This is a genomic window from Clostridium sp. JNZ X4-2, from assembly GCF_054889485.1.
The window spans coordinates 1,627,071-1,650,089 of the sequence record NZ_CM142685.1; the positions used below are offsets into that span (position 1 = coordinate 1,627,071).

Here is a 23,019-nt window from a genome sequence, read left to right on the forward strand (position 1 = left end):
AGCACAATTCCCGTTTTGAAATAATTTTCCCATAATTGGATTCAAATTTCTTGTATGATGAAGTGATTTCAATAATTTAAGTATTGGCTCGATTTATGCTTGAATTATATGCTAAAGAGTATAGGAGGTAGTTATTATGAAAGCTGCATTTATTTTTTTGGCACCGGGAGCCAATCCTGAAATTCATAAATCTGTTGTAAAAACAAATGAAATAGAACTCATAAGTGTAGGAGTTACAAATTACGATGAGGCATGTAAGGCAGCTGTAAATTTATTAAAAAAGGGAATCTCTGTAATAGAATTATGTGGGGGCTTTGGTGTGGAGGGTACTGCTAAAATCAAACAGGCTGTAAAGGGTAAGATACCTATAGGCGCAGTGAGATTTGACATCCATCCAGGACTTGGGAACAAAAGTGGAGATGAAATTTTTTAATGGATAAACACAGTATATTCCTGAGTATCTAGGGAATGGATGACAAAGGGGGATTGATTTTATTGGATTCAAGACCAGATTGGTTGAAAATGAAAGCACCTGATGCAGTGGTATTAAATGAAATGGAGGATATGTTAAAGGATCTTTCACTTCATACGGTTTGTGAAAGCGCCAATTGCCCGAATATAGGGAAGTGCTTTAAGCATAAAACAGCTACTTTTATGGTAATGGGCAATACTTGTACAAGAAATTGCAGATTTTGTGCTGTGAACAAGGGATGCCCATCTGAACTGGATCCGGAAGAACCGAGAAATGTAGCTATTGCGAGTAAAAAATTGGGACTTAAACATACAGTTGTAACATCCGTCACAAGAGATGATCTAAAAGATGGAGGAGCCGTGCATTTTGTGAAAATTATAAAAGAAATGAGAAAGGAAAATCCAGAATCAACTGTTGAGCTTTTGATACCAGATTTAAAGGGCAATTGGAATGCCTTAAAGAATATAATTGATGCAAAACCGGATATACTGAATCACAATATTGAAACAGTAGAAGCTTTATATAAAAAAGTTAGACCCATGGCGGTTTATGATAGATCCATTGAACTGTTGAGACAGGTAAAGGTTTTTGACAAAGCTGTGTATACCAAATGCGGTATAATGCTGGGGCTTGGGGAAACCAAAGAGCAGGTGCTGAAGGTAATGGACGATTTACTGAAAGTCAATTGTGACATATTGACAATAGGCCAATATCTCAGACCATCTAAAAAGCATCTGCCTGTTTTTGAATACATTACTCCGGAAAAATTTACAGATTATAAAAAAATAGCATTAGAAAAGGGATTTAGGTTTGTGGCTTCAGGACCTTATGTAAGAAGCTCCTATAAAGCTTTTGAAGGTATGAGAAGCTTAGAAAGTTTCAATAATTGATATGCCTTTAAAATACTGTTAAATTGCATATTCAGGAATACCCTGCTCTGTTTTTGACCTTAGCTTGCCAGGCTTCTGTCATTATATGAGAGCAGGTCTTTTTTATCATGCCCATTTTAATGTAACTCCAATTATATTAAAGATAATTATAACTGAAATAATAATTTCAATTTTCATAACTCTCCTCTTATCTTTCTTGGCAATGATTATAATTTTCATTTATCAATATATAAAACATAGTATAATAAATTTCAAACCATAAATTATATAATATTAATTATTCAGCAGGTTAATATTGTATAATATATATGAAAGTATTGTTATATTTCATATATAATTTAGGGGGAAGGGATTATGGGTTATATAAATAGAATCAAAGAGAGACGCTATAGATTTATAGAATATAATGAAATACCTAAAGATGTGAGATCTGATATTTTGAATTCATGGATACGATGCAAAAACTATGGTGTTGGAGAAAACAGCAATAGGGCTAACATTCTTTCTAAAAGTGAGTTTGATGCCGTACTTGAAGAAAGAAAAGAATTTATACGAATTTGTTTACCTGTAATGTTAAATTTATATGAAATCTTGAAAGATACAGACTATTCAATTATACTGACAGATGAAAATGCAGTTATATTGAGAATCCTAGGAAATGAAAGAATAATGGCTGCAAATAAAAATTTGGATTTCTTAGAAGGGCGGAGATGGAGAGAAGAAGATGTTGGGACCAATGCTATTGGAACGTGTATTTATTTAGATAAACCAGTCTGGACACTGGGTGCAGAACATTATTGCAAAGAACAACACAAATGGACATGTTCTGCTTCGCCGATACACAACAGCAGGGGAAAAATAATAGGCTGTATTGATTTGTCGGGAAGCCTTGGAACTTTTCATTCCCATACTTTGGGTATAGTAGCCGAAGCCTCCAATACTATACAAGAACAATTTTCCATAAATGAACATAGAAAATGGACAGAAGTGGCGTTTAATTCAATAAAAGAAGGCATGCTGGTTTTAGATAATGAGTTTAAGGTTAAATATTTTAATGAAAAAATATGCAATATACTTGGAACATATAAAAATGAAATATATAAATTGGATATGAAGGTTTTACTAAAAGATATAGTCAAAGATATGTATGAACTAAATGGTAGTGGGAAAATTGCTTATAGAGAAATAAGTTTATATATAAAAAACAAGAGGATAGATTGTAATATAAGTATAACTCCTGTTTCAATGGGTGAAAGCCATATTGGATTTGTAATCGTTGTACAAAAAGCAGACATCATGCATGTAGTGGTAAATAAAATAGCAGGGTTTTCCTCCAGATATGATTTTGACAACATACTTACCAATAATCTTAAAATGATGGATATAATTGAAGATGCTAAGAGAATAGCACAAAATGAATGCGCTGTTTTAATAACAGGTGAAAGTGGAACTGGAAAGGAATTATTTGCACACTCCATTCACAACAGAAGTAAAAGATGCAGTGGACCTTTTGTAGCCATAAATTGTGCAGCACTTCCTAAAGATCTTGTAGAAAGTGAGCTGTTTGGTTATGAAAAAGGAGCTTTTACAGGAGCATCCAAAGAAGGTCATCCCGGTAAATTCGAACTTGCAAATGGAGGTACTATATTTTTAGATGAGATTGGGGAATTGCCCCTTGAAATTCAGTCAAAACTTTTGAGGGTTCTGGATAATCACACCATTAGCAGAATTGGCGGAAAATATGAGAGAAATTTGGATGTAAGAATTGTCACAGCTACAAATAGGGATCTTATAAAAGAAGTCAATGCCAGAAATTTTAGAAGTGATTTATATTTTAGATTAAATGTATTTAACATAAGGCTGATTCCCTTAAGAGAGAGAAAAGAAGATATAGGGATGTTTGTGGAGTTTTTCCTAAATAGATTGAGTAAGAAAAATCAGAGGAAGATTGAGCATATAGATAAAAGTTTTATGGATATTGTCACAAAGTACAACTGGCCTGGAAATGTTAGAGAATTGGAAAATGTAGTTCAAAGGGCATATTATTTATCCAAAGATGAGACTATAACATATTCTCTGATACCTGAATATATAAGAGAAAGTGTTGAAGATATTGAAGTATGCACAATATCTTTAGAAAATAATTCAAAAAACAAGATTAAAACTGTAGATCAAGTTGAGAGGGAACTTATAATTAAAGCACTGGAACAATGTAATGGCAATGTAGTAAATGCAAGTAAATTGATTGAAATGGGAAAATCAACTTTGTACAGGAAGATTAAAAAATATAATTTAGAGTATAATTGAATAATATTCTTTCATGTTATATCTCTATTGAAGTTGCCTATGAACAGCAACTTCAATAGAGATTTTTATTTTATGCAGAATACATTTTGCGGGTCATGCAAATATATCAAAAATTCAGATTTATCTAATAATGGGAAAGAAGTATTTCCCATTATGAAAATATTTCTTTAAAATCATCTTTTAATCCAGGAATTTTGAATGATAAATGGGGTGTATAAGTTATTTTGTATTTGGTATGAACCTTGCTAGATAAGTTTGTAAATAGAATGTTAAATTATTTTATATTTAGTAAGAGAGGTGGACGCTGATGTAACCGTTTATAAGCATAAGTAACCATATTTTTATTTAATATTATTGGGAGGGATTGTTTTGGAGAAATTAAAAGAAAAAATAGAAAATGCTACTCTTATAGATATCTATGACAAAATGTTAAAAATAAGGGCATTTGAGAATATGGCAAAGGATAATTTTGCAGAAGGAAAAATTCCAGGATTTGTACATCTTTATATAGGCGAAGAAGCTATATCTTCTGCAGTTTGTGAAAATTTAACGGATTCCGACTATATAACCAGTACTCACAGAGGCCATGGACATATAATAGCCAAAGGTGGAGAACTTAAATATATGGCTGCCGAGCTTTTTGGAAAAGCTACAGGATACTGCAAGGGAAAAGGCGGATCCATGCATATTGCAGATGCAACCAAAGGCATACTTGGTGCAAATGGCATAGTAGGTGCAGGACAGGATATAGCATTAGGTGCAGGTATGAGTGCACAGTACAGGGGAACAGATCAGGTTTGCGTATGTTTCTTTGGAGATGATTCCACTAACCAGAGTACATTCCACGAATCACTGAATATGGCAAGTGTCTGGAATCTGCCAATTGTGTATGTTTGTGAAAATAACGGATATGGAATATCAACTTCCCAGAGAAGACACCAGAACATCAAGGATATATCTGTAAGGGCAAAGGCATATAATATGCCGGGAGTTACAGTAGATGGAAATGATGCTACAGCAATTTATAATGCTTCCAAAGAGGCTATACAAAGAGCCAGAAATGGAGAAGGACCAACTCTAATAGAATGCAAGACCTATAGACAGAGAGGACATTTCGAGGGGGATTCTGCTCCATATAAACCAAAAGAAGAACAAGAGGCCTGGATTAAAAAAGATCCTATTCCACGTTTTGAAAAATATCTCGTAGAAAACAAAGTTTTAACTGAAGATAAAATAAATGAAATGAAAAAATCTGTTGATGAACAAATTAAAGATGCAGTGGATTTTGCCATGAACAGTCCAGAACCGGAGTTGGATTCAGTATTTGAAGATGTTTACAGCGATATAAAAGAGGGGGTTGAATAGATATGTCAAAGATAACTTTTTCTGAAGCAATAAAAGATGCCATGTCTGCTAAAATGCGACAGGATAAAAATGTATTGTTGTTTGGTGAAGATGTAGGTCCCTTTGGAGGGTGTTTCGGAGTAAGCCAGGGAATGCATGAAGAGTTTGGTGAAATGAGGGTGAGAGATACTCCTATTTCGGAAGGTGCCATTTTAGGATGTGCTATTGGATCCGCGGCTACAGGTTTGAGACCTATTGCAGAGCTTATGTTTATGGATTTCTTGACAGTGGGAATGGATATGCTGGTCAATCAGGCCGCAAAATTAAGGTATATGTTTGGCGGTAAAATAAATTTGCCCATGGTAGTCAGAGTTCCATGTGGAGCTGGATTTCAAGGGGCAGCTCAGCATTCTCAGTGTTTAGAGGCCTGGGTTACACATGTACCGGGGCTTAAGGTGGTTTATCCTACTACGGCAGCAGATGCCTATGGGTTAATGCTCACATCAATAGAGGATGATAATCCTGTGGTATTTATCGAGCATAAAGGACTTTATCCCAAGAAGGGTAATGTAGATAAAAATTCAGCACCAATACCATTTGGAGTTGCAGATATAAAAAAAGAAGGAAAAGATGTTACCATAGTAGCAACAGGCAGAATGGTTGACGAAGCTCTCTCAGCTGCTAAAAAGCTTTCAGAACAGGGCATTGATGCAGAAGTAATAGATCCAAGAACCCTTTTCCCTTTCGACAAAGATACAATATTCAATTCAATAAGAAAAACCAACAGGGCAGTAGTTGTAACGGAAGAAGCTAAAAGAGGAGGTTTTGGAGGAGAGATTTCCGCCGTAATAAGTGAAGAACTGTTTGATTACCTTGATGCTCCTGTAGTCAGAATTGGAAACTATAATGTTCCCATACCATTTTCACCGAAACTTGAAAGTTATATACTGCCTAGTTCAGATAAAATAGTAGCCGCTGTTAAAAAAACATTTTAATATGTAAAAGTGTAATTTGGGGAATATTCCCTGAATTACACTATCTTAATTATATTCAATCTAGATTTTAGGGGGGTTTTTAATGAGTTGTATTGAAGTGATGCCGAAACTTGGATTGACCATGACAGAGGGCACTCTGGTAAACTGGCATAAAAATGAAGGAGATAAAATTGAAAAGGGAGAAATTCTCTTTGAGGTTGAAACAGATAAACTTACAAATGAAATAGAGGCGAAAGAAGGAGGAGTACTCAGGAAGATACTTGTTGAAGAAGGTGAAACCGTTAAATGCCTCGTACCTGTTGCCATAATAGCAGGCGAAGGTGAAGACATCTCAGGGCTTTTAAAACAGACAGGCACTAAAGAGGGTGAAGGGGAAAAGAAAAAGGAGGAAAAGCAGCCAGAAGTACGGGCTGAAGTTGAAGCTGCCGGGCCGGTGAAAATGGAAGGCAGGATAAAAATATCCCCTGTGGCCAGAAAACTTGCCCTGCAGAGCGGTGTAAACTATGAACTCATAAAAGGCACGGGCCCCATGGGCAGGATAGTTAGGAAAGATGTGGAGGGGTATATTGAAAATAACCGGATTAAGGTATCTCCTGCTGCTGCCAGGCTGGCAAAGGAACTCAATGTGGATCTTTTAAGCATAAAAAAGGATGGCAGGATAATGAAAGAGGACGTGCTGGAAGCTTCAGAGGCAGCTAAAAACACAGCAGCAGTATCTGAAGGAAAAGCTGAAGAGAAAGTATTGCCGCAGCAGAAAGCAGTAAAAGAAGAGAGCCGCGGTGAAAAGTCAGTGAAGATGTCGGGCATGAGGAAGGTCATTGCAAAAAGAATGAGCGAAAGCGTCAGTGTGTCACCTACTGTTACCTATAATATGACCATGGATATTTCTGAGCTGAAGAGACTTAAAAACAGTATCAAGGATATTTTCAAGGTAACTTATACGGATCTTATTGTAAAAATAGTTTCACAGGTGCTTAGAGAATTTCCACTTGCAAACTGCTCTGTGAAAGGAGACAGCTTCATATTGAAGGACTACGTGAATATGGGAGTGGCAGTTGCCCTGGAGGACGGACTTCTTGTTCCAGTAATAAAGGACAGTGATATAAAAGGGCTGAAAGAAATCAGCACTGAAGTCAGGGAACTTGCGAAGAAGGCCAAAGCAAATCAGCTGGGTCCTGATGAGCTGACAGGAGGTACATTTACCATAACAAATCTGGGCATGTTCGGCATAGATACTTTTTCTCCTATTATAAACCAGCCGGAGGTAGCTATTCTTGGGGTGAATAAGATTGTTGAAACACCAGTAGTGGAAAATGGCGAAATAGTGATAAGACCACTTATGAGTTTGTCGCTTACAGCAGATCACAGAGCCATAGACGGAGCTTATGCAACCAGATTTTTACAGAAAGTTAAGCAATATGTAGAAAAACCGGGAATGCTTATACTTTGAACTAAGCAGATGTTAATTTAAAAAACATATAGAATCTTGACTTGGGAGGGTATTAAATGAGTTGTTTGGAGATAATGCCGAAACTTGGCCTTACAATGACTGAGGGTATGCTGGCAAAATGGCATAAAAGAGAAGGAGATAAAGTTGAAAAGGGAGAAGTCCTCTTCGAGGTTGAAACAGATAAACTTACAAATGAAGTAGAAGCAAAAGACAGCGGAATTGTAAGAAAGATACTTGTAGAAGAGGGAGAAACGGTAAAATGTCTGGTGCCTGTTGCTGTAATAGCAGCAGAAAATGAAGATATTTCAAACTTGTTAAAAGAAGCAGGTGCAGATGAAGAAAAAACACCGGCTGAAAAATCAGAAAAGCCGGAGGCTCAAGGTGCAGCAGAAGAGGCAGGGATAAAAAATGTGGTGGTTATAGGCGGCGGCCCCGGCGGCTATATAGCTGCCATCCGTGCGGCACAGCTGGGCAATAAGGTAACCCTTGTTGAAAATGGAGAACTTGGCGGAACTTGTTTGAATGTAGGATGCATACCTACAAAAACCCTGCTGCACTCGGCAGATATGTACAGCGAAATAAAAGACAGCAGGAACCTGGGAATTGACGTAGGTGAAGTCAGCATAAACTGGAAAAATGTTCAAAAAAGAAAAAAAAGGATAACAAAACGGCTTGTTGCAGGTGTTAAGGGGCTGCTGTCATACAATAAAGTAGATGTAATCAGGGGATTTGCCAAAATGGAAACTGAAAAATCCATCACAGTTGCAAAAGAGGATGGAGGAACTGAAAAAATTGCTTTTGACAATGCCATAATTTCCACAGGTTCTCTGCCGGTTGTGCCGTTTATACCAGGAATAGGGCTGGAAGGCGTAATTGACAGCACCGGTGCACTGAATTTAAAATCTCTGCCGGAAACAATTGTAATTATAGGTGCAGGGGTAATAGGTATAGAATTTGCCAGTTTGTTCAGTCAGCTTGGAAAGAAAGTGACAATTCTTGAGACACTCCCCTTTATTTTACCCTCTGCAGATAGACAGATTTCAAATTTAATGGCGGATAAATTGTCAAAACAGGGTGCTGAAGTAAATACCGGATGCAGGGTCACTAAAATAGAAAAGACGGAAAATGGGCTTAAGGTGGACTTCCACAAAGAAAATGAGAGCTTTAGCGTGGAAGCTGAAAAGGTACTGGTGACCATAGGAAGAAAGGCCAATACAGAAGGACTTGACCTGGATAAAATAGGAGTAAGAATGGAAAAGGATAATATATGTGTAGATGATCACATGAAAACAAATATAAGCAGTATATATGCCGTGGGAGACTGCACGGGAAAAAATATGCTTGCCCATGTTGCATCCGAACAGGGTGTGGCAGCAGCAGAAAATATATCTGGAAAAGATGTTGAAATGGACTACAAGACGGTACCCTTCTGTGTATATACAAAACCTGAAATAGCTTTTGCAGGACTTACGGAGGAACAGGCAGTGGAAAGGGGAATTGAATATAAAACAGGGATTTTCCCTATGGGGGCCAATGGGAAGGCAATGATATCCAAGGAAACAGATGGAATAATCAAGATTATCTCGGATAAAAAAACAGAGGAAATTCTTGGTGTGCACATCATGGCACCGGGGGCTACGGATCTTATAACAGAAGGAGCACTGGCACTAAGACTTGAAGCTACCGTGGATGAAATAATCACTACTGTACACGGCCACCCTACCATAGGAGAAGCTTTTAAGGAAGCTGCACTGGCTGTTCAAAAAAGGTCCCTTAATTCTGTAAATTAAAAATCAAGTTATTTTAATAATTCTAAGCTTTAATGATTTTATTAAAGCTTAGAATTATTTATGTATAATATATATGGAGAGGTGATTTTGTATGTATAACATAATATATGATTGTGACAATACTATGGGTATATATGGCAGGGATGTGGATGATGGATTGGCTATGTTGTATTTACTGGGAAGAGAAGATGTAAATCTTTTGGGAATATGCACTACCAGCGGCAATGCGGATGTGGAAGAAGTATATGAAAATACAAATAAAATGCTGAAAAGACTTGATATATCTGGGGTTCCCATATTAAAGGGGAAAGATCCTCGTGTATCCAGAAGAAGCCAGGCATCAAGTTTCATGGTAAAAATGGTTAAAAAAAGGCCTGGAGATATAACTATCCTTGCCACAGGAGCCATGACAAATTTGTACGGGGCATACATGGAAGATAAAAATTTCTTTAAAAATGTAAAAGAAATAGTTATAATGGGGGGCATTTTAAAGCCTGTTATAATAAATAACAGGGAAATATGCGAATTGAATTTGTCTAAAGATGCAGAAGCTTCTTTTATCCTGTTGAATTCTGAAGTAAATATGACTATATTAAATGCACATGTTACAGCTAAGGCTATATTTGGAGAAAAAGAAATGGACATTTTAAAAAAACAGAATTCTAATAAGATATTTGATTTTATATATAATAATATAAAGGATTGGTTTGATTTAAATTATAGCAGATTTAAAATTAAAGGCTTTAGCAATTGGGATGCAGCGGCAGCACTTTATATAACAAATCCTGAATTGTTTTCAAATAGAAAGATGTTTTTAAAGTCTACTCTGGAAGATTTAAAAGGAGGATATATGAGAGAAACGCATGAAGCTAATTTAGGAAATAAGGTAAATATGCCCTATGATATAATTGATGTTGAAAAGTTTAATAGTGTACTTTTAGACGGTTTGAAAAAATGCTGCACTAATAATTAATAATATATTTAAAAATTGTACACTCCGGATAATTTTATTATATAAAATTATGAGAATCTCTGTCCATAAATATTCATATGCAGAGATTTTTTATAATATATATATTTTAAGATCTATATTTAAGGAGAGTATTATATATGAAAAAATTGTTAAAAATTTTATTAATGCTTGTAATTATATCTGCATCAGCTTTTATGATTCAGCTTTATTTCAATAAAACACATCCTAAAATTCAGATTGAGCTAAAAGATAATGCTTTGAGCTGTAGTTTAAAATATGGCGGGTTGAAGGATTCAGTGGATTTTACAAGAGATGAAAAAGATAATTATTACATAGCCTACAAGAATAGAATACAGATTATAGAAAGTAATGGTAAAAGTTATGATATACTGAAAGACTCCAATTTAGATATTTACAGCATAGACTATTTCAAAAATAATTTATATTATTCTTCGGGGGATAAAATATATTGTTATAATATAAATCAGGGCAAGAATAGGATTCTTATAAAGGACATACCAAATTATGGGGACTATAAAGACAGCCTGTTAAGGGTAAATGAAGGATATATATATATTTCCGTGGGGTCTGCCACTAATTCAGCTGTGGTAGGAGAGGATAATAAATGGATTAAGAATAATTTTTATGCCCATGATATAACACCGGAGGATATAACGCTGAGAGGAATTAATTTTGGAAAGTATAAGAGGGGAGCATTTCAAAGTTATAACACTAAGAGCTTGAAGGGGCAGATAGTACCCCAGCATTTTCCGGGAAATGCATCTATAATAATATATAATTTAAAAAATGGCAGCAGTGAAACTTTTGCATGGGGAATAAGGAATGTAGAGGGAATGGATTTTACCAGTAAAAGCGGACTTATATGTGATGTAGGAGGTATGGAAAATAGAGGAAGCAGGCCCGTTGCAGGAGATACGGACTATATATATGAAATAAAAAGGGGAATGTGGTATGGATGGCCGGATTACAGCGGCGGTGACCCGGTTACTTCTCCAAAGTTCAAAAGTGTCAAAGGCTCCCCGCTGCAATTTATACTTGACAATCATCCGAGCACAAATCCTCCGGCTCCGTTATACCAGCATAAAACTGTAGGTACTATGGGAACTTTGGCTGTAGATGTAAATGGAGATGTAAAATCAAGAGACTGCATATTTTTTTATGATAAGTCAGATAATATGATCTATAGCTTTCGCGGAGCAGGGCTGCCTTTAGCAGAGGTTAAATTTAAAGATAATTCTAAAATTTCCAGTATGAAAGTTTATAATAAATCATTATTGACACTTGACGGAAGGGATGGTTATTTATATAGTATAAAAAGAGGTAAAATTAATGCAGGTCCAGCAATGGACAAAGACATTTATCTATATTCACTTTTAGCAGCAATACTGGGAATCATATTAATTTTAAAAAATCAGAATTCTTAATATTGTATTATTATATTTGAAGAGGAGATTATTTTTGGATGAAACGTGGAATTGAAAAAACTTATGGCAATGCTGTAAGGGGCATATTCTTTGCAGTAAATCCACTTAAGAAGAAGATTATGAAGACTAATTGTACTGTGCATAAATTCATAATTATACAGGCCATAGAAATATTAAAAATCAATGGGTATATGAAGGAATATAATTTTTTTAAAGAATATGTGAGAACCTTAAATAGAGGAGTTACCTGGGCAGATCAAGATTTTAAGAGCTCAAACCATTTTTATCATATAGCCAAGGGCAGGGGATTATACGGCTTCTCAGATGCACTGACGGAGTGTAAAAAATATTACAATCAGTCATTACAGCTTTTTGAAAATGACGAAATCCAAAGGGCGTTATTTTATTTTGGAGCATCCTGCCATCTTGTCCAAGATGTCACAGTACCACATCATGTAAACAATAAGCTTTTAAACAGTCATAGAAAATTTGAACTCTGGATAATAGGAAGGCTTATGACGGATTATTCTTTTATAACTGAAGAGGAACCTATAGTATATGATGAATTGGATGATTTTATAAAAAATAATGCCATAATGGCAAACAGCACCTATATAAAGAATAGAAATATAGAATCCATGGAAGAAAGATATGGCAAAATAGCCATGACTATTATAAAAGAAGCCGAGAGAACTACGGCAGGATTCATGATCAAATATTTCAAGGAAATAAAAAACTTTAAAATTCTTCCATAGATTGGAGGATTTTTTTTTATTTTACAGAACATATATAACATATTATGTAATTTAACTATATGTTTGTAAAGGACAGTGATTGAATTGAATAGAAATATATTTATAAATATGGAAAATGAAATATTTAAGGGAAATTTACTGGATGTGGGTTTGGATAATCAGGGCATAGTGTATAATATATATAAACAATTTAATGATAATATAAATGTGGAATATGTAAATGGAAAGGATGAGGGAAAAAATATAAAGGAAAACTATTACGACAATTGTATACTGCTGTTTTCCTTTGACAAACTCTGCTTTAATTTTAAAAAGAAAAATTTTATATTGGATATATATAAATATTTGAATAAAAATGGATTTTTACATATATGGGATATAGACAAAGGATATAACAAGATTTTCTGTGCAGATGTAAAAATAGCAGTACCTGGAGGAAAACTTAAAAAAATAAAAATAAGGGATTTTAATATTTTAAAAAACAGTTCTAAGGAAAATACCTTAAAACTGTTAGAGGAGTATTTTAAAGTTTTGGATTTTAGAAATTCAGATGGAATTTATTATATAAAGGCTCAGAAAAAGGATGCTGTGTAGCTTGAAATAAAATTTTAAATTTTAATTTGACTTTGTATTAAAAGACCAGATTGATTTGGAGGAAAAGAAAAAGCTTATATGAAAATATTATTGACCGCATTAAATTCAAAGTTTATTCACAGCAATTTGGCAGTGAGGTATTTAAGGGCGTATACTGAAGAACTTGAATATAATTGTACTATAAGAGAGTTTACAATAAATGATATGAAAGAAAGAGTGCTGGAGGAAATCATAGCGGAAAAAGCTGATATAGTGGCATTTTCCTGTTATATATGGAATATAGAATATATTAAGTCATTAGCTGTACTAATTAAGCTGGTAAATCCAAAAATTCAAATTTTATATGGGGGACCAGAAGTATCCTATGACAGTTATAGTTTTTTAAAGGATGCTGCTGGAGAATATGTAATAGTAGGTGAAGGGGAAGAAACTTATTATGAATTTGTAAAGTTTCAGATAGAGTATTTTAGAAAATCAGGAGGAAAAAATGATGAAAGCAGTTTCTTGAAGCTTAAGGATATAAAAGGACTTTGTTTTAAGTGGAATAATAAAGTAATTTTAAATGAAAATAGAGCATTGATGGATATGAATAAAATAATATTCCCCTATAAAACAAAGGAAAGTTTTAAAAATAAAATTATATATTATGAATCCAGCCGCGGGTGCCCTTTTTCCTGCAAGTATTGTCTGTCTTCCACTATTCAGGGCGTCAGGTTTTTAAATATACAAAGGGTGAAAGAAGAACTTCAATTTTTAATGGCACAGAATATAAGACTTATAAAATTTGTAGATAGAACCTTTAATTGCAATCATAAATTTACCATGGAACTTTGGAAATTTATAATAAATGTGGATACGGATACTACCTTCCATTTCGAAATTTCAGCAGATGTTCTTACAGAAGATGAAATAGAACTGCTTCAGAAATCTCCTGCAGGAAGAATTCAGCTTGAAGTTGGGGTTCAAACCACAAATGACAGGGTGTTAAAGAATATAGACAGGCATGTTGAATTTCAGGAAATAGAGGAAAAAGTCAGAAAGGTCCAAAGATATCACAATGTAAAACAGCATCTGGATTTAATAGCGGGGCTTCCGGGAGAAGATTTCAAGTCCTTTAAAGAATCCTTCAATAATGTGTATTCTATAAAACCAGAAGAAATTCAGCTTGGATTCTTAAAGCTTTTAAAGGGTTCATCCATGAGAGAGGAAGTAAAAAAGTGGGGTATGGTATATTCACCTTATGCTCCTTATGAGATCCTGAAAACAGACCATATGAGCTATGATGAAATTGTCATATTAAAGAGATTGGAGAAGGTTCTGGATAAATACTATAATTCCGGGAAATTCACACATATATTGGATTATTTTATCTCTAAATTTAAAACTGCTTTTGATTTTTATTATGAGATGGGCATGTTCTTTTATAATATGGGATATTTGAATAGGAATATATCCTCAGCGGAGTACTATAAAGTATTTGTTGAATTTGAGGAACAATATTTAAATGAAAAAAATATTGAGTTAAACGAGATAATAAAGTATGATTATCTTAGGTTCAATAAAAAGAAATGGCTTCCGGATTTTTTATTAAGGTATAGGGATAAATATGGAGAAAAAATTATAAAACAAAAAATCCAAAATAAAGATATAAAGGTATCGAAAAATTATCACATGGAGAAATTTTCTATAAACATAAGAAAGCTTTTAAATAACTCCTTAATAGAAAAAAAAGAGGGATATGTAATATTTGATGGAGAAAAGGAACTGTACTTATTCTGAAGTGTTTAATTTACATTGAGAGGGGTTGATATTGTGAATCTGACAATTGATGATAGAGCTCTTAGCTATGCAAGGGAAAAAGGAGGAGATTTTGTAGTTAAAACTATTTCTGCATCCGGAGGATGCTGTTCCATGGAGGTAAGGGAGATAACTATAGAATTTTCAAAAGATTTTAAGGGAAGTAAAAAGATATTTAATAGTTACAACTATAATGGTATAAATGTATATGTGGAAAAAGGACTTGAAATGGAAGAAAAAGTGCTCATATATGAAAAGGCGAAATTGCCTCTTATCGGAAGTTTGTTTGGCTCAAAGGGTATATCTGTAAAGTATCTTTAATACTTTCATCAAGTGATTTTTGGGTGCGGTGGAGTTTGCCCATAGGAAAAGCTTCTCTCCGCTGAATTGAAATGCAGCTGGGAGCTGTCCTAAGATAGAAAGTGACTTCTAAAATGGGACAGCTCTATTTTATATATTCAATTGTATTAATCGGAAACATTCACTTTATATACTTTTTTTGCCCTGTCCGTATATAAAATACCATCCAAATGATCTATTTCATGACAAAATACGTTGGATATCAGTCCATCCAGCTTGTAAGTCACTTCATTACCGGCTGTATCCTGCCCTGTTACTATAGTTTTTTTGGGCCTTATTACGATGCCCTCATAGCCGGGATAACTTAAGCATCCTTCCACACTTTCCTGTCTGCCAATCTTTTTAATAATTTTAGGATTTATTAGAATTATAGGTTCGGAATCTTCTTTTTTTAAGTCTACGATTATTATCTTTTTAAGCACTCCTATCTGGGGGGCAGAAAGGCCTACACCGCCGGGACTATTGCTGAGAGTGTCTTTAAGATCTTCAATAACTTTTAAAGTATCATCATCTATTTTCCTAACTTGTCTGCTAACTCTTTTTAGAAGTTTATTTCCAAATTGTAATATTTCTCTTACTGCCAAATTATTACCTCCCTGTAAATTATCGATACATAAATTATACATTTATTTTATGAAAGGATCAATTTTTTGAATATAAATGCAGGAATTTAGAGAACAAGAATATTTTAAGGCTTTAATCTGCTGATTAGTGGTGATTTGAGCTTATTGTAAAAAAACTATAGATTCCGATTTAAATCTGGTGTAAGTTCTTGACAGTACCAGCTTTAAATGATAAACTGAATATGTAAAATTTTATTTGATATATTAACTAAAAATTAATATCCTTGTCACTCTGAAGCGAAGGTGTCCTGAGATAAAGAGCGGGCAGTAAAAAAGTAATATTTTGCATTAGTGCATTATTTATATATTATGACCGCATTTTTAAGTTCTTCCCAAACTTGGGAGGAACTTTTTTACATGAGAAAAAAATACTAGATGTATTAGGGGATAATTATAAATGAAATTTCATAGGAGGTTAAAAAATGCTGAAAATAGCCATATATGGGAAAGGCGGCATTGGAAAATCTACAATTACCAGTAATTTGTCAGCAGCTTTTGCCCTGTTGGGGAAAAAAGTTATTCAGATAGGATGTGATCCTAAAGCAGATTCCAGCATCAACCTGCTTGGAGGAGAACCATTGATGCCTGTAATGAACTATATGAGGGAATTTGATATGGAACCGGAAAAAATTGAGGATATTTCAAAAATAGGTTTTGGAAATGTTCTTTGTATAGAGACCGGAGGACCTACACCCGGACTGGGCTGTGCAGGCAGAGGAATTATTACTACATTTAATCTATTAGAGGAATTAAGTCTTTTTGAAACATATAAACCTGATGTGGTACTTTATGATGTTTTGGGTGATGTAGTTTGTGGTGGATTTGCAGCGCCTATTCGTGAAGGATATGCTGAAAAAGTACTCATTGTTACTTCTGGTGAAAAAATGGCTCTTTATGCAGCCAATAATATAAACAGCGCAGTCAAAAATTTTGAAGACAGAAGTTATGCAAAGGTGCTTGGTATCGTATTCAATCATAGAAATATTGAAAATGAAGGGAAAAAGGTAAAAGACTTTGCAGAGGGGGCTGGTCTTCCAATTGTAGGTGACATTCCAAGGAATCAGGATATCAACCGTTTTGAAGAAATGGGAAAGACAGTTATTGAAGGAGATCCTAACCTTCCAATAAGTCAGTGTTTCTTTAATTTAGCCAAATTATTGATTAAGGGTGAGGAGATGAAATGAAAAAAGAATCATATTATATTACAGCAGAAAATTTAGCTGCAGCAGGTAAGGATAATATTCCTGCGGAGCTTGTTTCCAGTACTCATTTGATTTACAGTTCACCGGCAACACTTTCTTTTAATTCACCTGGTGCCCAGGGTTTTGGAGTTAAGCGCGCAGCATTGGCAATACCAGGGTCAATTATGCTTTTAGTAGCCCCAGGATGCTGCGGCAGGAATACAACAACATTAAGTGAACCGGGTGAATATAGTGATAGAATTTTCTATTTGATAATGGATGAAACTGATATTGTTACTGGAGGTCATTTAAAGAATATTCCACAGGCAGTAGAAGAAATCTGCCAGTGCATGCAAAGTATGCCGTCAGTGGTTATGATCTGTATTACATGTGTTGATGCACTTTTGGGAACAGATATGGAGCGCGTTTGCAGAAAGGCTATGGACAGGGTGAATATTCCTGTGCTTCCCTGCTATATGTATGCGCTGACGAGAGAAGGCCGCAAACCGCCTATGGTACATGTAAGGCAGTCTATTTATTCTCTGCTTGAGCCAATGGAGAAAAAACCGGATACAGTTAATATACTTGGATATTTTGCTCCCCTTGCAGATGACTGTGAACTATATGATTTGCTGCATCAGATTGGCATGAAGAAAATAAATGAAATCTCCCGCTGCAGAGACTTTGATGAATATATGCACATGGCGGAGGCAAATTTTAATATTGTATTAAATCCAGAAGCAAGATTTGCAGCACAGGATATTATGAAACGACTGGGTATTCCAGCAGCAGAACTTACAAGGCTGTACCAGATAGATAAGATACAGAATCAATACAGGATTTTCACCAAGGCACTTGGTACAAGCTTTGATGATCAAAAGTATTATGGAGAAGCGGAAAAGGCCGTAACTGAATTAAAAGCTGCTTATCCTCATATAATATTTGCGGTAGGGGAGGCCATGAATGCCAATCCTTTTGAGTTGTCTCTGGCGCTTATCAGATATGGATTCAAGGTAGCTGAAATATATGGCAATCTTGCTGTGGAAGACTTTGTCTATATCAGAAAAATTGCAAAACTGAGCCCTGACACCAAGATTTATTCCAACCTGGAACCTACCATGCTTTATTATGACTGCAGCAGGGAAAACATTGATATAACTATTGGCAGGGATGCCCAGTACTACCATCCTAATTGTGTAAATGTGCCATGGAAGCAGGATATTCAGCCATTTGGGTATGCTGGTGTAAAAAAATTGTTTAAAGAACTGAAACATTCATTGGATTGTTCTGATAAGGAGGCATAAATGAAAGGGTTAAGAAAATATATATCACCTTTTGCACCGGACCAGTCTGGTGCGGCAGCTGTTCTTTATAAATTGGGAGGAATTATAGTTATTTGTGATGCAGGAGGATGTACTGGCAATGTATGTGGATTTGACGAACCCAGGTGGACCATGGAAAAAAGTACTATTTTCAGTGCCGGTCTTCGTGATATGGATGCTATACTGGGGCGTGATGACAGGCTTGTGGCAAAACTTGCAGATACAGCTAAAAAAGTGGAAGCAAAATTTGCAGCAGTTATAGGAACTCCGGTACCGGCAGTTATTGCCACTGATTACAATGCAATAAGGAAAATGGCAGAAAAGAAACTTGGAATACCCGTCCTTGCCATAGAAACTACTGGTATGGATTTATATGATGTGGGAGCTGAAAAAGCTTATCTTAAAATATTTAAGAGATTTGCAAAGGATGGAATGGAAGTAGAGAAAGAGAGTGTTGGTGTAATCGGAGTAATTCCACTTGACATGAGCGACTTAAAGGCGGCAGATAAAATAGAATCTTCACTGAAAGCTGAGGCTTTTAAAAATGTTTACTGCTATGGCATGGGGGTAGATTTGTCAAAGGTAGAAGCTGCCGGCAGTGTTGCAAAGAATTTGGTAGTATCTCCCGCCGGGTTAAAGGCTGCACAGTATTTGAAGGAAAGATTCGGAACGCCTTATGAAACTGCTTATCCACTGCTTGGAGATATATTAGAGGATGAAATGAAAGAAAAGTTTAGAAGTTTTTCAGGTAAAAAGGTTTTAGTAGTACATCAGCAGGTCATTGCAAATTCTATCAGGGATGAAATAAATAGAAATGTGAATTCAAATGTAACAGTTGCTTCCTGGTTTATGATGAAGAAGGAGCTTAGCCAGGACGGGGATATTTCTCTTACAGAAGAGGATCAGTTTGTGGAACTCGTCCAGAAGGGAAATTATGATGTAATTGTAGGAGATAATATATTGAAACATGCAATACCTGACTTTAGGGGAAGGTACGTAGACACACCACATTTTGCAGTTTCAGGAAAGATGTGATATGAGATGAAAGAGTATAAAACCTTATTGATAAGAGTCTATGGTATTGTTCAGGGTGTTGGTTTCAGACCAACAGTAAGCCGTCATGCAGATAAAAATCATATAAATGGAAGTGTATGCAACAAAGGGTCTTATGTGGAAATATGGGCCCAGGGCAGTGAAAACAAAATAAAGGGATTTCTCTATGATTTAAAACACAATCCTCCAAGGCGTTCGTCAATATTAAAGATAGATATTCAGGAAGTGGAAAAGGTACAAAAGTTTAATGACTTCAAAATTATTGAAAGTGAACATGAGCAGGGCGAAATTTTTGTATCTCCGGATATTGCCGTTTGTCCGGAATGTAAAAAAGAACTTTTTGATAAAAATGACAGGCGATATCTTCATCCTTTTATAAACTGTACATGCTGTGGGCCAAGGCTTACTATTTTGGATTCTATGCCCTACGACCGTGTACGTACCAGCATGGGCGAATTCCCAATGTGTCCGGAGTGTGAATATGAATACACGCATCCGGAAACGCGAAGGTATGATGCACAGCCGGTATGCTGCAATGAATGCGGCCCGGAGGTTTATCTCATTGGAAGAAATGAGCGGGGAAGCACTGCAATTACTTATACAAGGCAGGTAATCCATGATGGAGGCATTGCAGCTATAAAGGGGATTGGAGGTTTCCACCTCTGCTGTGATGCCACAAACCAGGAAACGGTGCAGCGGCTCAGAACGTTAAAGAGGAGGCCGGCAAAACCCTTAGCAGTTATGATGAGGGATATAAAAACTGCAGAACGTGAATGTAAATTTACGAAAGTTCAAAAAGAAGTATTGGATGGACATCAGAAACCAATCATACTTCTGAAAAAAAGGACCAATGGACTATTATGTGATGCAGTGTCACCTGATAATCCCAAAGTGGGAGTAATGCTTCCCTATGCTCCTGTTCAACTGTTGATATTTACATATGAGGATGATATAGCCATGCCGGATTGTCTAGTCATGACAAGCGGCAATATATCAGGTGCACCAATATGCAGAGATGACAATGATGCAGTGACAGAATTGTCAGGGATGTGTGATGTCATGCTGTCACATAACCGAATGATTCGTATTCGTGCAGATGATTCTGTTATGGATTTTTTTGAGGGAAAACCTTATATGATAAGGCGTTCCAGAGGATACGCACCGCTGCCATTTATGATTTCAGAGGGATTTAAAGGGGAAGTACTGGCAGTGGGCAGTGAACTCAAGAATACTTTTTGTATAGGTAAAAATGATTTGTTTTATCAGTCACCATATATTGGTGATATGAAAGATTTAAGAACAGTAAAAGCTTTGAAGGAGTCTATTACAAGACTGGAGACGCTCTTTGAGGCCACACCTGCCATTGTGGCATGTGACATGCATCCAAAATATAATACTGTTTACGTGGCACAGGAAATTGGAATACCTGTTTTGCCAGTTCAGCATCATTATGCACATATATTGTCCTGTATGGCTGAAAATGATTATTCTGAGCCGGTTATAGGCGTTTCCTTTGATGGAACGGGATATGGAACAGACGGAACTATCTGGGGCGGGGAGTTATTAAAAGTTACTTATGATGGATTTGACAGATTGGGCAGCATAAAACCTTTTCTCCAGGTTGGCGGCGACTTATCAGCTAAAGAGGGCTGGCGGATTGCAGTATCCATGATCCATGGTATATACAAAGACAGGACAAAAGCAGCTGAAATTGTAAAAGAACTTGAATTATGTGATGAAAAGAACTGCAATGTTCAGTTTATGATGGCTGACAGGAAAATAAACAGCATAACATCTACAAGTGCAGGGCGTTTGTTTGATGCCGTAAGTGCTGTCTTGAATATTAGAAAACAATCATCTTTTGAAGGGGAAGCTTCTACTGCTCTTGAATTTGCAGCAGAAGCTTATGAAGAAAAATATGGGGACTATAATAGTGAGGGCAGGATTTCTGATGTGGATAGCATTGGGCTGACAAATCTTGTTTATGAAAATTCAGATGGACAGTTAATTATGGCAACTGATACTTTAGTAAAGGAAATCATAGAGGGGGTTCTAGCTGAAAAAGATGCACAGATGCTTGCTTATTTTTTCCATCAGAAATTATCGGATATGATTTCAGCAGGGTGTGAACATGCCTCGGAAAATACTGGAATCAAAACCATAGCATTAAGCGGAGGAGTATATCAAAATCAGTTATTGTTAAAAATGAGCCTGGACCGTTTGAGAAAACTTGGATTTAAAGTTTTAATCCATAGTTTACTGCCAGCCAATGATGGCGGAATAGCACTGGGGCAGGCAGTAGCAGCAATGAAACACATCAATAAATCTAAGAAATGAAAGGGGAAATAGCTATGTGTGTAGGGTTACCGGCAAGAGTTGTAAATATTAAAAAAGGGATGGCTCTTATTGATGCTTCAGGAGCAAAAAGAGAAGTATCTGCAGAATTAATCGATGAACTGGAACCAGGAGATTATGTTATGGTTCATGCAGGAATTGCCATTTCTAAAATTACAAACGACGACAAGAGTGAAACAGATAAAATCATGGAGGAATTATAATGGCTGATAGCGTAAAAAAAACCGCAGGGGAGATTATTGAATCTTACCATGGATCTAAGATTCGCATTATGGAAGTTTGCGGAACTCATACTCATGAAATATTCAGGCTGGGAATCAGGAACATCCTGCCGGAAAATATTGAACTGATATCAGGACCGGGATGTCCGGTTTGCGTTACCAATGTTGGATTTATTGACGAAGCTATTATGCTGGCGCTTGACCATAATGCTACCATATGTACTTTTGGAGATTTAGTAAGAGTACCTGGTTCAGAAATGAATCTTGCTGGAGCCAGATCAAAAGGCGGAAAAGTTCAAATAGTATATTCACCTATTGATGCTTGTGAGTATGCCATAAATCATCCGGAGGAGCAGGTGGTATTCTTATCAGTGGGGTTTGAAACAACCACACCTGCCAGCTGCCTGTCGGTGAAAAAGGCAAAAGGTGCAGGACTTACGAATTTTTCATTGCTTACGGCAAATAAAACCATGCCGGAGGCATATATGGCTATGAAAGACAGTGCGGATGCATTTTTATATCCCGGTCATGTACATGCCATTACAGGTACGAAGCTGTGTGAAAGTCTGGCTGAGGAAGGCATCAGCGGGGTAATAACAGGTTTTACTGCAAATGAAATCATGACAGCGCTTGCCGTAGTAATAACAGGATTACAAAAAGGGGACAGTTTTTTTAAAAATTGTTATCCGAGAGTTGTGACCCGGGAAGGCAGTAAAGCAGCCCAAAGTATTGTATCTGAAATCATGGAGGCTTGTGATTCCGAATGGAGAGGCCTTGGAGTTATTAAAAATTCAGGCCTTGAATTGAAAGAAGCTTACAGTGAGTTTGATGCCAGAATTAAGTTCCATTTACCGGAAGTAAAAGGAAGAAGCAACCCGGCGTGCCGCTGTGGTGATGTGCTGCAGGGGAAATGCAGGCCGTCGGACTGCAGTGTATTTGGCAAAGCATGTACACCGCTGCATCCTGTGGGGGCCTGTATGGTATCCAATGAAGGTGCATGTTCGGCATATTATCAGTATGGAGGAAATAAGGTTGAAAATTAAAGCATGAATTACTACTAGAATAAAAGTGTATGACAAACAAGCCATCCTC

Annotated in this window: 20 protein-coding genes; 19 read left to right on the forward strand and 1 reads right to left on the reverse strand. The window is 36.0% G+C overall.

Features of this window, described 5'->3' with window-relative positions:
- Window positions 1-136 precede the first annotated feature (136 nt).
- The 13 genes from ACYUJ6_RS07880 to ACYUJ6_RS07940 all read left to right on the forward strand — a co-directional run bounded on the left by ACYUJ6_RS07880 (window position 137) and on the right by ACYUJ6_RS07940 (window position 15,133).
- Window positions 137-433 carry a DUF6506 family protein gene (locus ACYUJ6_RS07880; protein WP_461845264.1) on the forward strand — a complete coding sequence of 99 codons (297 nt, stop codon included), beginning with the start codon at window positions 137-139 and terminating at the stop codon, window positions 431-433.
- 62 nt (window positions 434-495) lie between these two features.
- Window positions 496-1,362, forward strand: a complete 867-nt coding sequence (lipA, locus tag ACYUJ6_RS07885; RefSeq protein WP_461845265.1) for a lipoyl synthase — start codon at window positions 496-498, stop codon at window positions 1,360-1,362.
- 354 nt (window positions 1,363-1,716) lie between these two features.
- Window positions 1,717-3,669, forward strand: coding sequence for a sigma-54-dependent Fis family transcriptional regulator (locus ACYUJ6_RS07890; protein WP_461845266.1), 1,953 nt, complete (start codon window positions 1,717-1,719; stop codon window positions 3,667-3,669).
- A gap of 426 nt (window positions 3,670-4,095) precedes the next feature.
- A complete protein-coding gene (locus tag ACYUJ6_RS07895; RefSeq protein ID WP_461845471.1) occupies window positions 4,096-5,034 on the forward strand; it encodes a thiamine pyrophosphate-dependent dehydrogenase E1 component subunit alpha in 939 nt (312 codons plus the stop codon).
- A 2-nt stretch (window positions 5,035-5,036) separates the two neighbouring features.
- Window positions 5,037-6,008, forward strand: coding sequence for an alpha-ketoacid dehydrogenase subunit beta (locus tag ACYUJ6_RS07900; RefSeq protein WP_461845267.1), 972 nt, complete (start codon window positions 5,037-5,039; stop codon window positions 6,006-6,008).
- A gap of 82 nt (window positions 6,009-6,090) precedes the next feature.
- On the forward strand, window positions 6,091-7,458 hold the full coding sequence (locus tag ACYUJ6_RS07905) for a 2-oxo acid dehydrogenase subunit E2 (protein WP_461845268.1): 1,368 nt from the start codon (window positions 6,091-6,093) through the stop codon (window positions 7,456-7,458).
- A 56-nt stretch (window positions 7,459-7,514) separates the two neighbouring features.
- Complete coding sequence (gene lpdA, locus ACYUJ6_RS07910; RefSeq protein ID WP_461845269.1) at window positions 7,515-9,248, forward strand: dihydrolipoyl dehydrogenase; 1,734 nt, start codon at window positions 7,515-7,517, stop codon at window positions 9,246-9,248.
- Window positions 9,249-9,339: 91 nt separating this feature from the next.
- Window positions 9,340-10,221, forward strand: coding sequence for a nucleoside hydrolase (locus tag ACYUJ6_RS07915; RefSeq protein ID WP_461845270.1), 882 nt, complete (start codon window positions 9,340-9,342; stop codon window positions 10,219-10,221).
- A gap of 137 nt (window positions 10,222-10,358) precedes the next feature.
- A complete protein-coding gene (locus ACYUJ6_RS07920; protein ID WP_461845271.1) occupies window positions 10,359-11,666 on the forward strand; it encodes a hypothetical protein in 1,308 nt (435 codons plus the stop codon).
- A gap of 38 nt (window positions 11,667-11,704) precedes the next feature.
- Window positions 11,705-12,421, forward strand: a complete 717-nt coding sequence (locus tag ACYUJ6_RS07925; protein ID WP_461845272.1) for a zinc dependent phospholipase C family protein — start codon at window positions 11,705-11,707, stop codon at window positions 12,419-12,421.
- Window positions 12,422-12,496: 75 nt separating this feature from the next.
- Window positions 12,497-13,015, forward strand: coding sequence for a class I SAM-dependent methyltransferase (locus ACYUJ6_RS07930; RefSeq protein WP_461845273.1), 519 nt, complete (start codon window positions 12,497-12,499; stop codon window positions 13,013-13,015).
- Between the two features lie 78 nt (window positions 13,016-13,093).
- Window positions 13,094-14,794: a B12-binding domain-containing radical SAM protein gene (locus ACYUJ6_RS07935; protein ID WP_461845274.1), complete on the forward strand. Its 1,701-nt coding sequence runs from the start codon at window positions 13,094-13,096 to the stop codon at window positions 14,792-14,794.
- 33 nt (window positions 14,795-14,827) lie between these two features.
- Complete coding sequence (locus tag ACYUJ6_RS07940) at window positions 14,828-15,133, forward strand: hypothetical protein (RefSeq protein ID WP_461845275.1); 306 nt, start codon at window positions 14,828-14,830, stop codon at window positions 15,131-15,133.
- 146 nt (window positions 15,134-15,279) lie between these two features.
- Here the strand turns inward: ACYUJ6_RS07940 and def are convergent, their stop codons facing one another.
- Entirely contained in the window at window positions 15,280-15,798 is a 519-nt protein-coding gene (gene def, locus ACYUJ6_RS07945) for a peptide deformylase (protein WP_461845276.1), read from the reverse strand.
- Between the two features lie 419 nt (window positions 15,799-16,217).
- Here def and ACYUJ6_RS07950 point away from each other — a divergent pair, with 419 nt between their 5' ends.
- Genes ACYUJ6_RS07950 through hypD form a run of 6 tightly spaced genes read left to right on the forward strand, consistent with a single transcriptional unit; the run spans window position 16,218 to window position 22,970 of the window.
- Complete coding sequence (locus ACYUJ6_RS07950; RefSeq protein WP_461845277.1) at window positions 16,218-16,979, forward strand: nucleotide-binding protein; 762 nt, start codon at window positions 16,218-16,220, stop codon at window positions 16,977-16,979.
- Window positions 16,976-18,280: a nitrogenase component 1 gene (locus tag ACYUJ6_RS07955; RefSeq protein WP_461845278.1), complete on the forward strand. Its 1,305-nt coding sequence runs from the start codon at window positions 16,976-16,978 to the stop codon at window positions 18,278-18,280. Before ACYUJ6_RS07950 ends, ACYUJ6_RS07955 begins: the two co-directional genes overlap by 4 nt.
- The gene (locus ACYUJ6_RS07960; RefSeq protein ID WP_461845279.1) at window positions 18,281-19,333 is read left to right on the forward strand and encodes a nitrogenase component 1; all 1,053 of its coding nucleotides are present in this window, start codon (window positions 18,281-18,283) and stop codon (window positions 19,331-19,333) included. It abuts the gene before it with no gap.
- Window positions 19,334-19,339: 6 nt separating this feature from the next.
- Window positions 19,340-21,688: a carbamoyltransferase HypF gene (hypF, locus tag ACYUJ6_RS07965; RefSeq protein WP_461845280.1), complete on the forward strand. Its 2,349-nt coding sequence runs from the start codon at window positions 19,340-19,342 to the stop codon at window positions 21,686-21,688.
- Between the two features lie 14 nt (window positions 21,689-21,702).
- Window positions 21,703-21,909, forward strand: coding sequence for a HypC/HybG/HupF family hydrogenase formation chaperone (locus tag ACYUJ6_RS07970; protein WP_461845281.1), 207 nt, complete (start codon window positions 21,703-21,705; stop codon window positions 21,907-21,909).
- Window positions 21,909-22,970, forward strand: a complete 1,062-nt coding sequence (hypD, locus tag ACYUJ6_RS07975; RefSeq protein WP_461845282.1) for a hydrogenase formation protein HypD — start codon at window positions 21,909-21,911, stop codon at window positions 22,968-22,970. The genes ACYUJ6_RS07970 and hypD overlap by 1 nt, the downstream gene beginning before the upstream one ends.
- Window positions 22,971-23,019: the final 49 nt, after the last annotated feature.

Excerpts from the sequence above, each read along its gene's own strand:
- ACYUJ6_RS07880 (WP_461845264.1), top strand. The coding sequence starts at position 137 with ATGAAAGCTGCATTTATTTTTTTGGCACCGGGAGCCAATCCTGAAATT.
- ACYUJ6_RS07905 (WP_461845268.1), top strand. The coding sequence starts at position 6,091 with ATGAGTTGTATTGAAGTGATGCCGAAACTTGGATTGACCATGACAGAG.
- ACYUJ6_RS07920 (WP_461845271.1), top strand. The coding sequence starts at position 10,359 with ATGAAAAAATTGTTAAAAATTTTATTAATGCTTGTAATTATATCTGCA.
- ACYUJ6_RS07915 (WP_461845270.1), top strand. The coding sequence starts at position 9,340 with ATGTATAACATAATATATGATTGTGACAATACTATGGGTATATATGGC.
- hypD (WP_461845282.1), top strand. The coding sequence starts at position 21,909 with ATGGCTGATAGCGTAAAAAAAACCGCAGGGGAGATTATTGAATCTTAC.
- ACYUJ6_RS07950 (WP_461845277.1), top strand. The coding sequence starts at position 16,218 with ATGCTGAAAATAGCCATATATGGGAAAGGCGGCATTGGAAAATCTACA.
- def (WP_461845276.1), bottom strand. The coding sequence starts at position 15,798 with ATGTATAATTTATGTATCGATAATTTACAGGGAGGTAATAATTTGGCA.
- ACYUJ6_RS07925 (WP_461845272.1), top strand. The coding sequence starts at position 11,705 with ATGAAACGTGGAATTGAAAAAACTTATGGCAATGCTGTAAGGGGCATA.
- lpdA (WP_461845269.1), top strand. The coding sequence starts at position 7,515 with ATGAGTTGTTTGGAGATAATGCCGAAACTTGGCCTTACAATGACTGAG.
- ACYUJ6_RS07900 (WP_461845267.1), top strand. The coding sequence starts at position 5,037 with ATGTCAAAGATAACTTTTTCTGAAGCAATAAAAGATGCCATGTCTGCT.
- ACYUJ6_RS07895 (WP_461845471.1), top strand. The coding sequence starts at position 4,096 with ATGTTAAAAATAAGGGCATTTGAGAATATGGCAAAGGATAATTTTGCA.
- hypF (WP_461845280.1), top strand. The coding sequence starts at position 19,340 with ATGAAAGAGTATAAAACCTTATTGATAAGAGTCTATGGTATTGTTCAG.
- ACYUJ6_RS07960 (WP_461845279.1), top strand. The coding sequence starts at position 18,281 with ATGAAAGGGTTAAGAAAATATATATCACCTTTTGCACCGGACCAGTCT.
- ACYUJ6_RS07955 (WP_461845278.1), top strand. The coding sequence starts at position 16,976 with ATGAAAAAAGAATCATATTATATTACAGCAGAAAATTTAGCTGCAGCA.
- ACYUJ6_RS07890 (WP_461845266.1), top strand. The coding sequence starts at position 1,717 with ATGGGTTATATAAATAGAATCAAAGAGAGACGCTATAGATTTATAGAA.
- ACYUJ6_RS07935 (WP_461845274.1), top strand. The coding sequence starts at position 13,094 with ATGAAAATATTATTGACCGCATTAAATTCAAAGTTTATTCACAGCAAT.
- ACYUJ6_RS07970 (WP_461845281.1), top strand. The coding sequence starts at position 21,703 with ATGTGTGTAGGGTTACCGGCAAGAGTTGTAAATATTAAAAAAGGGATG.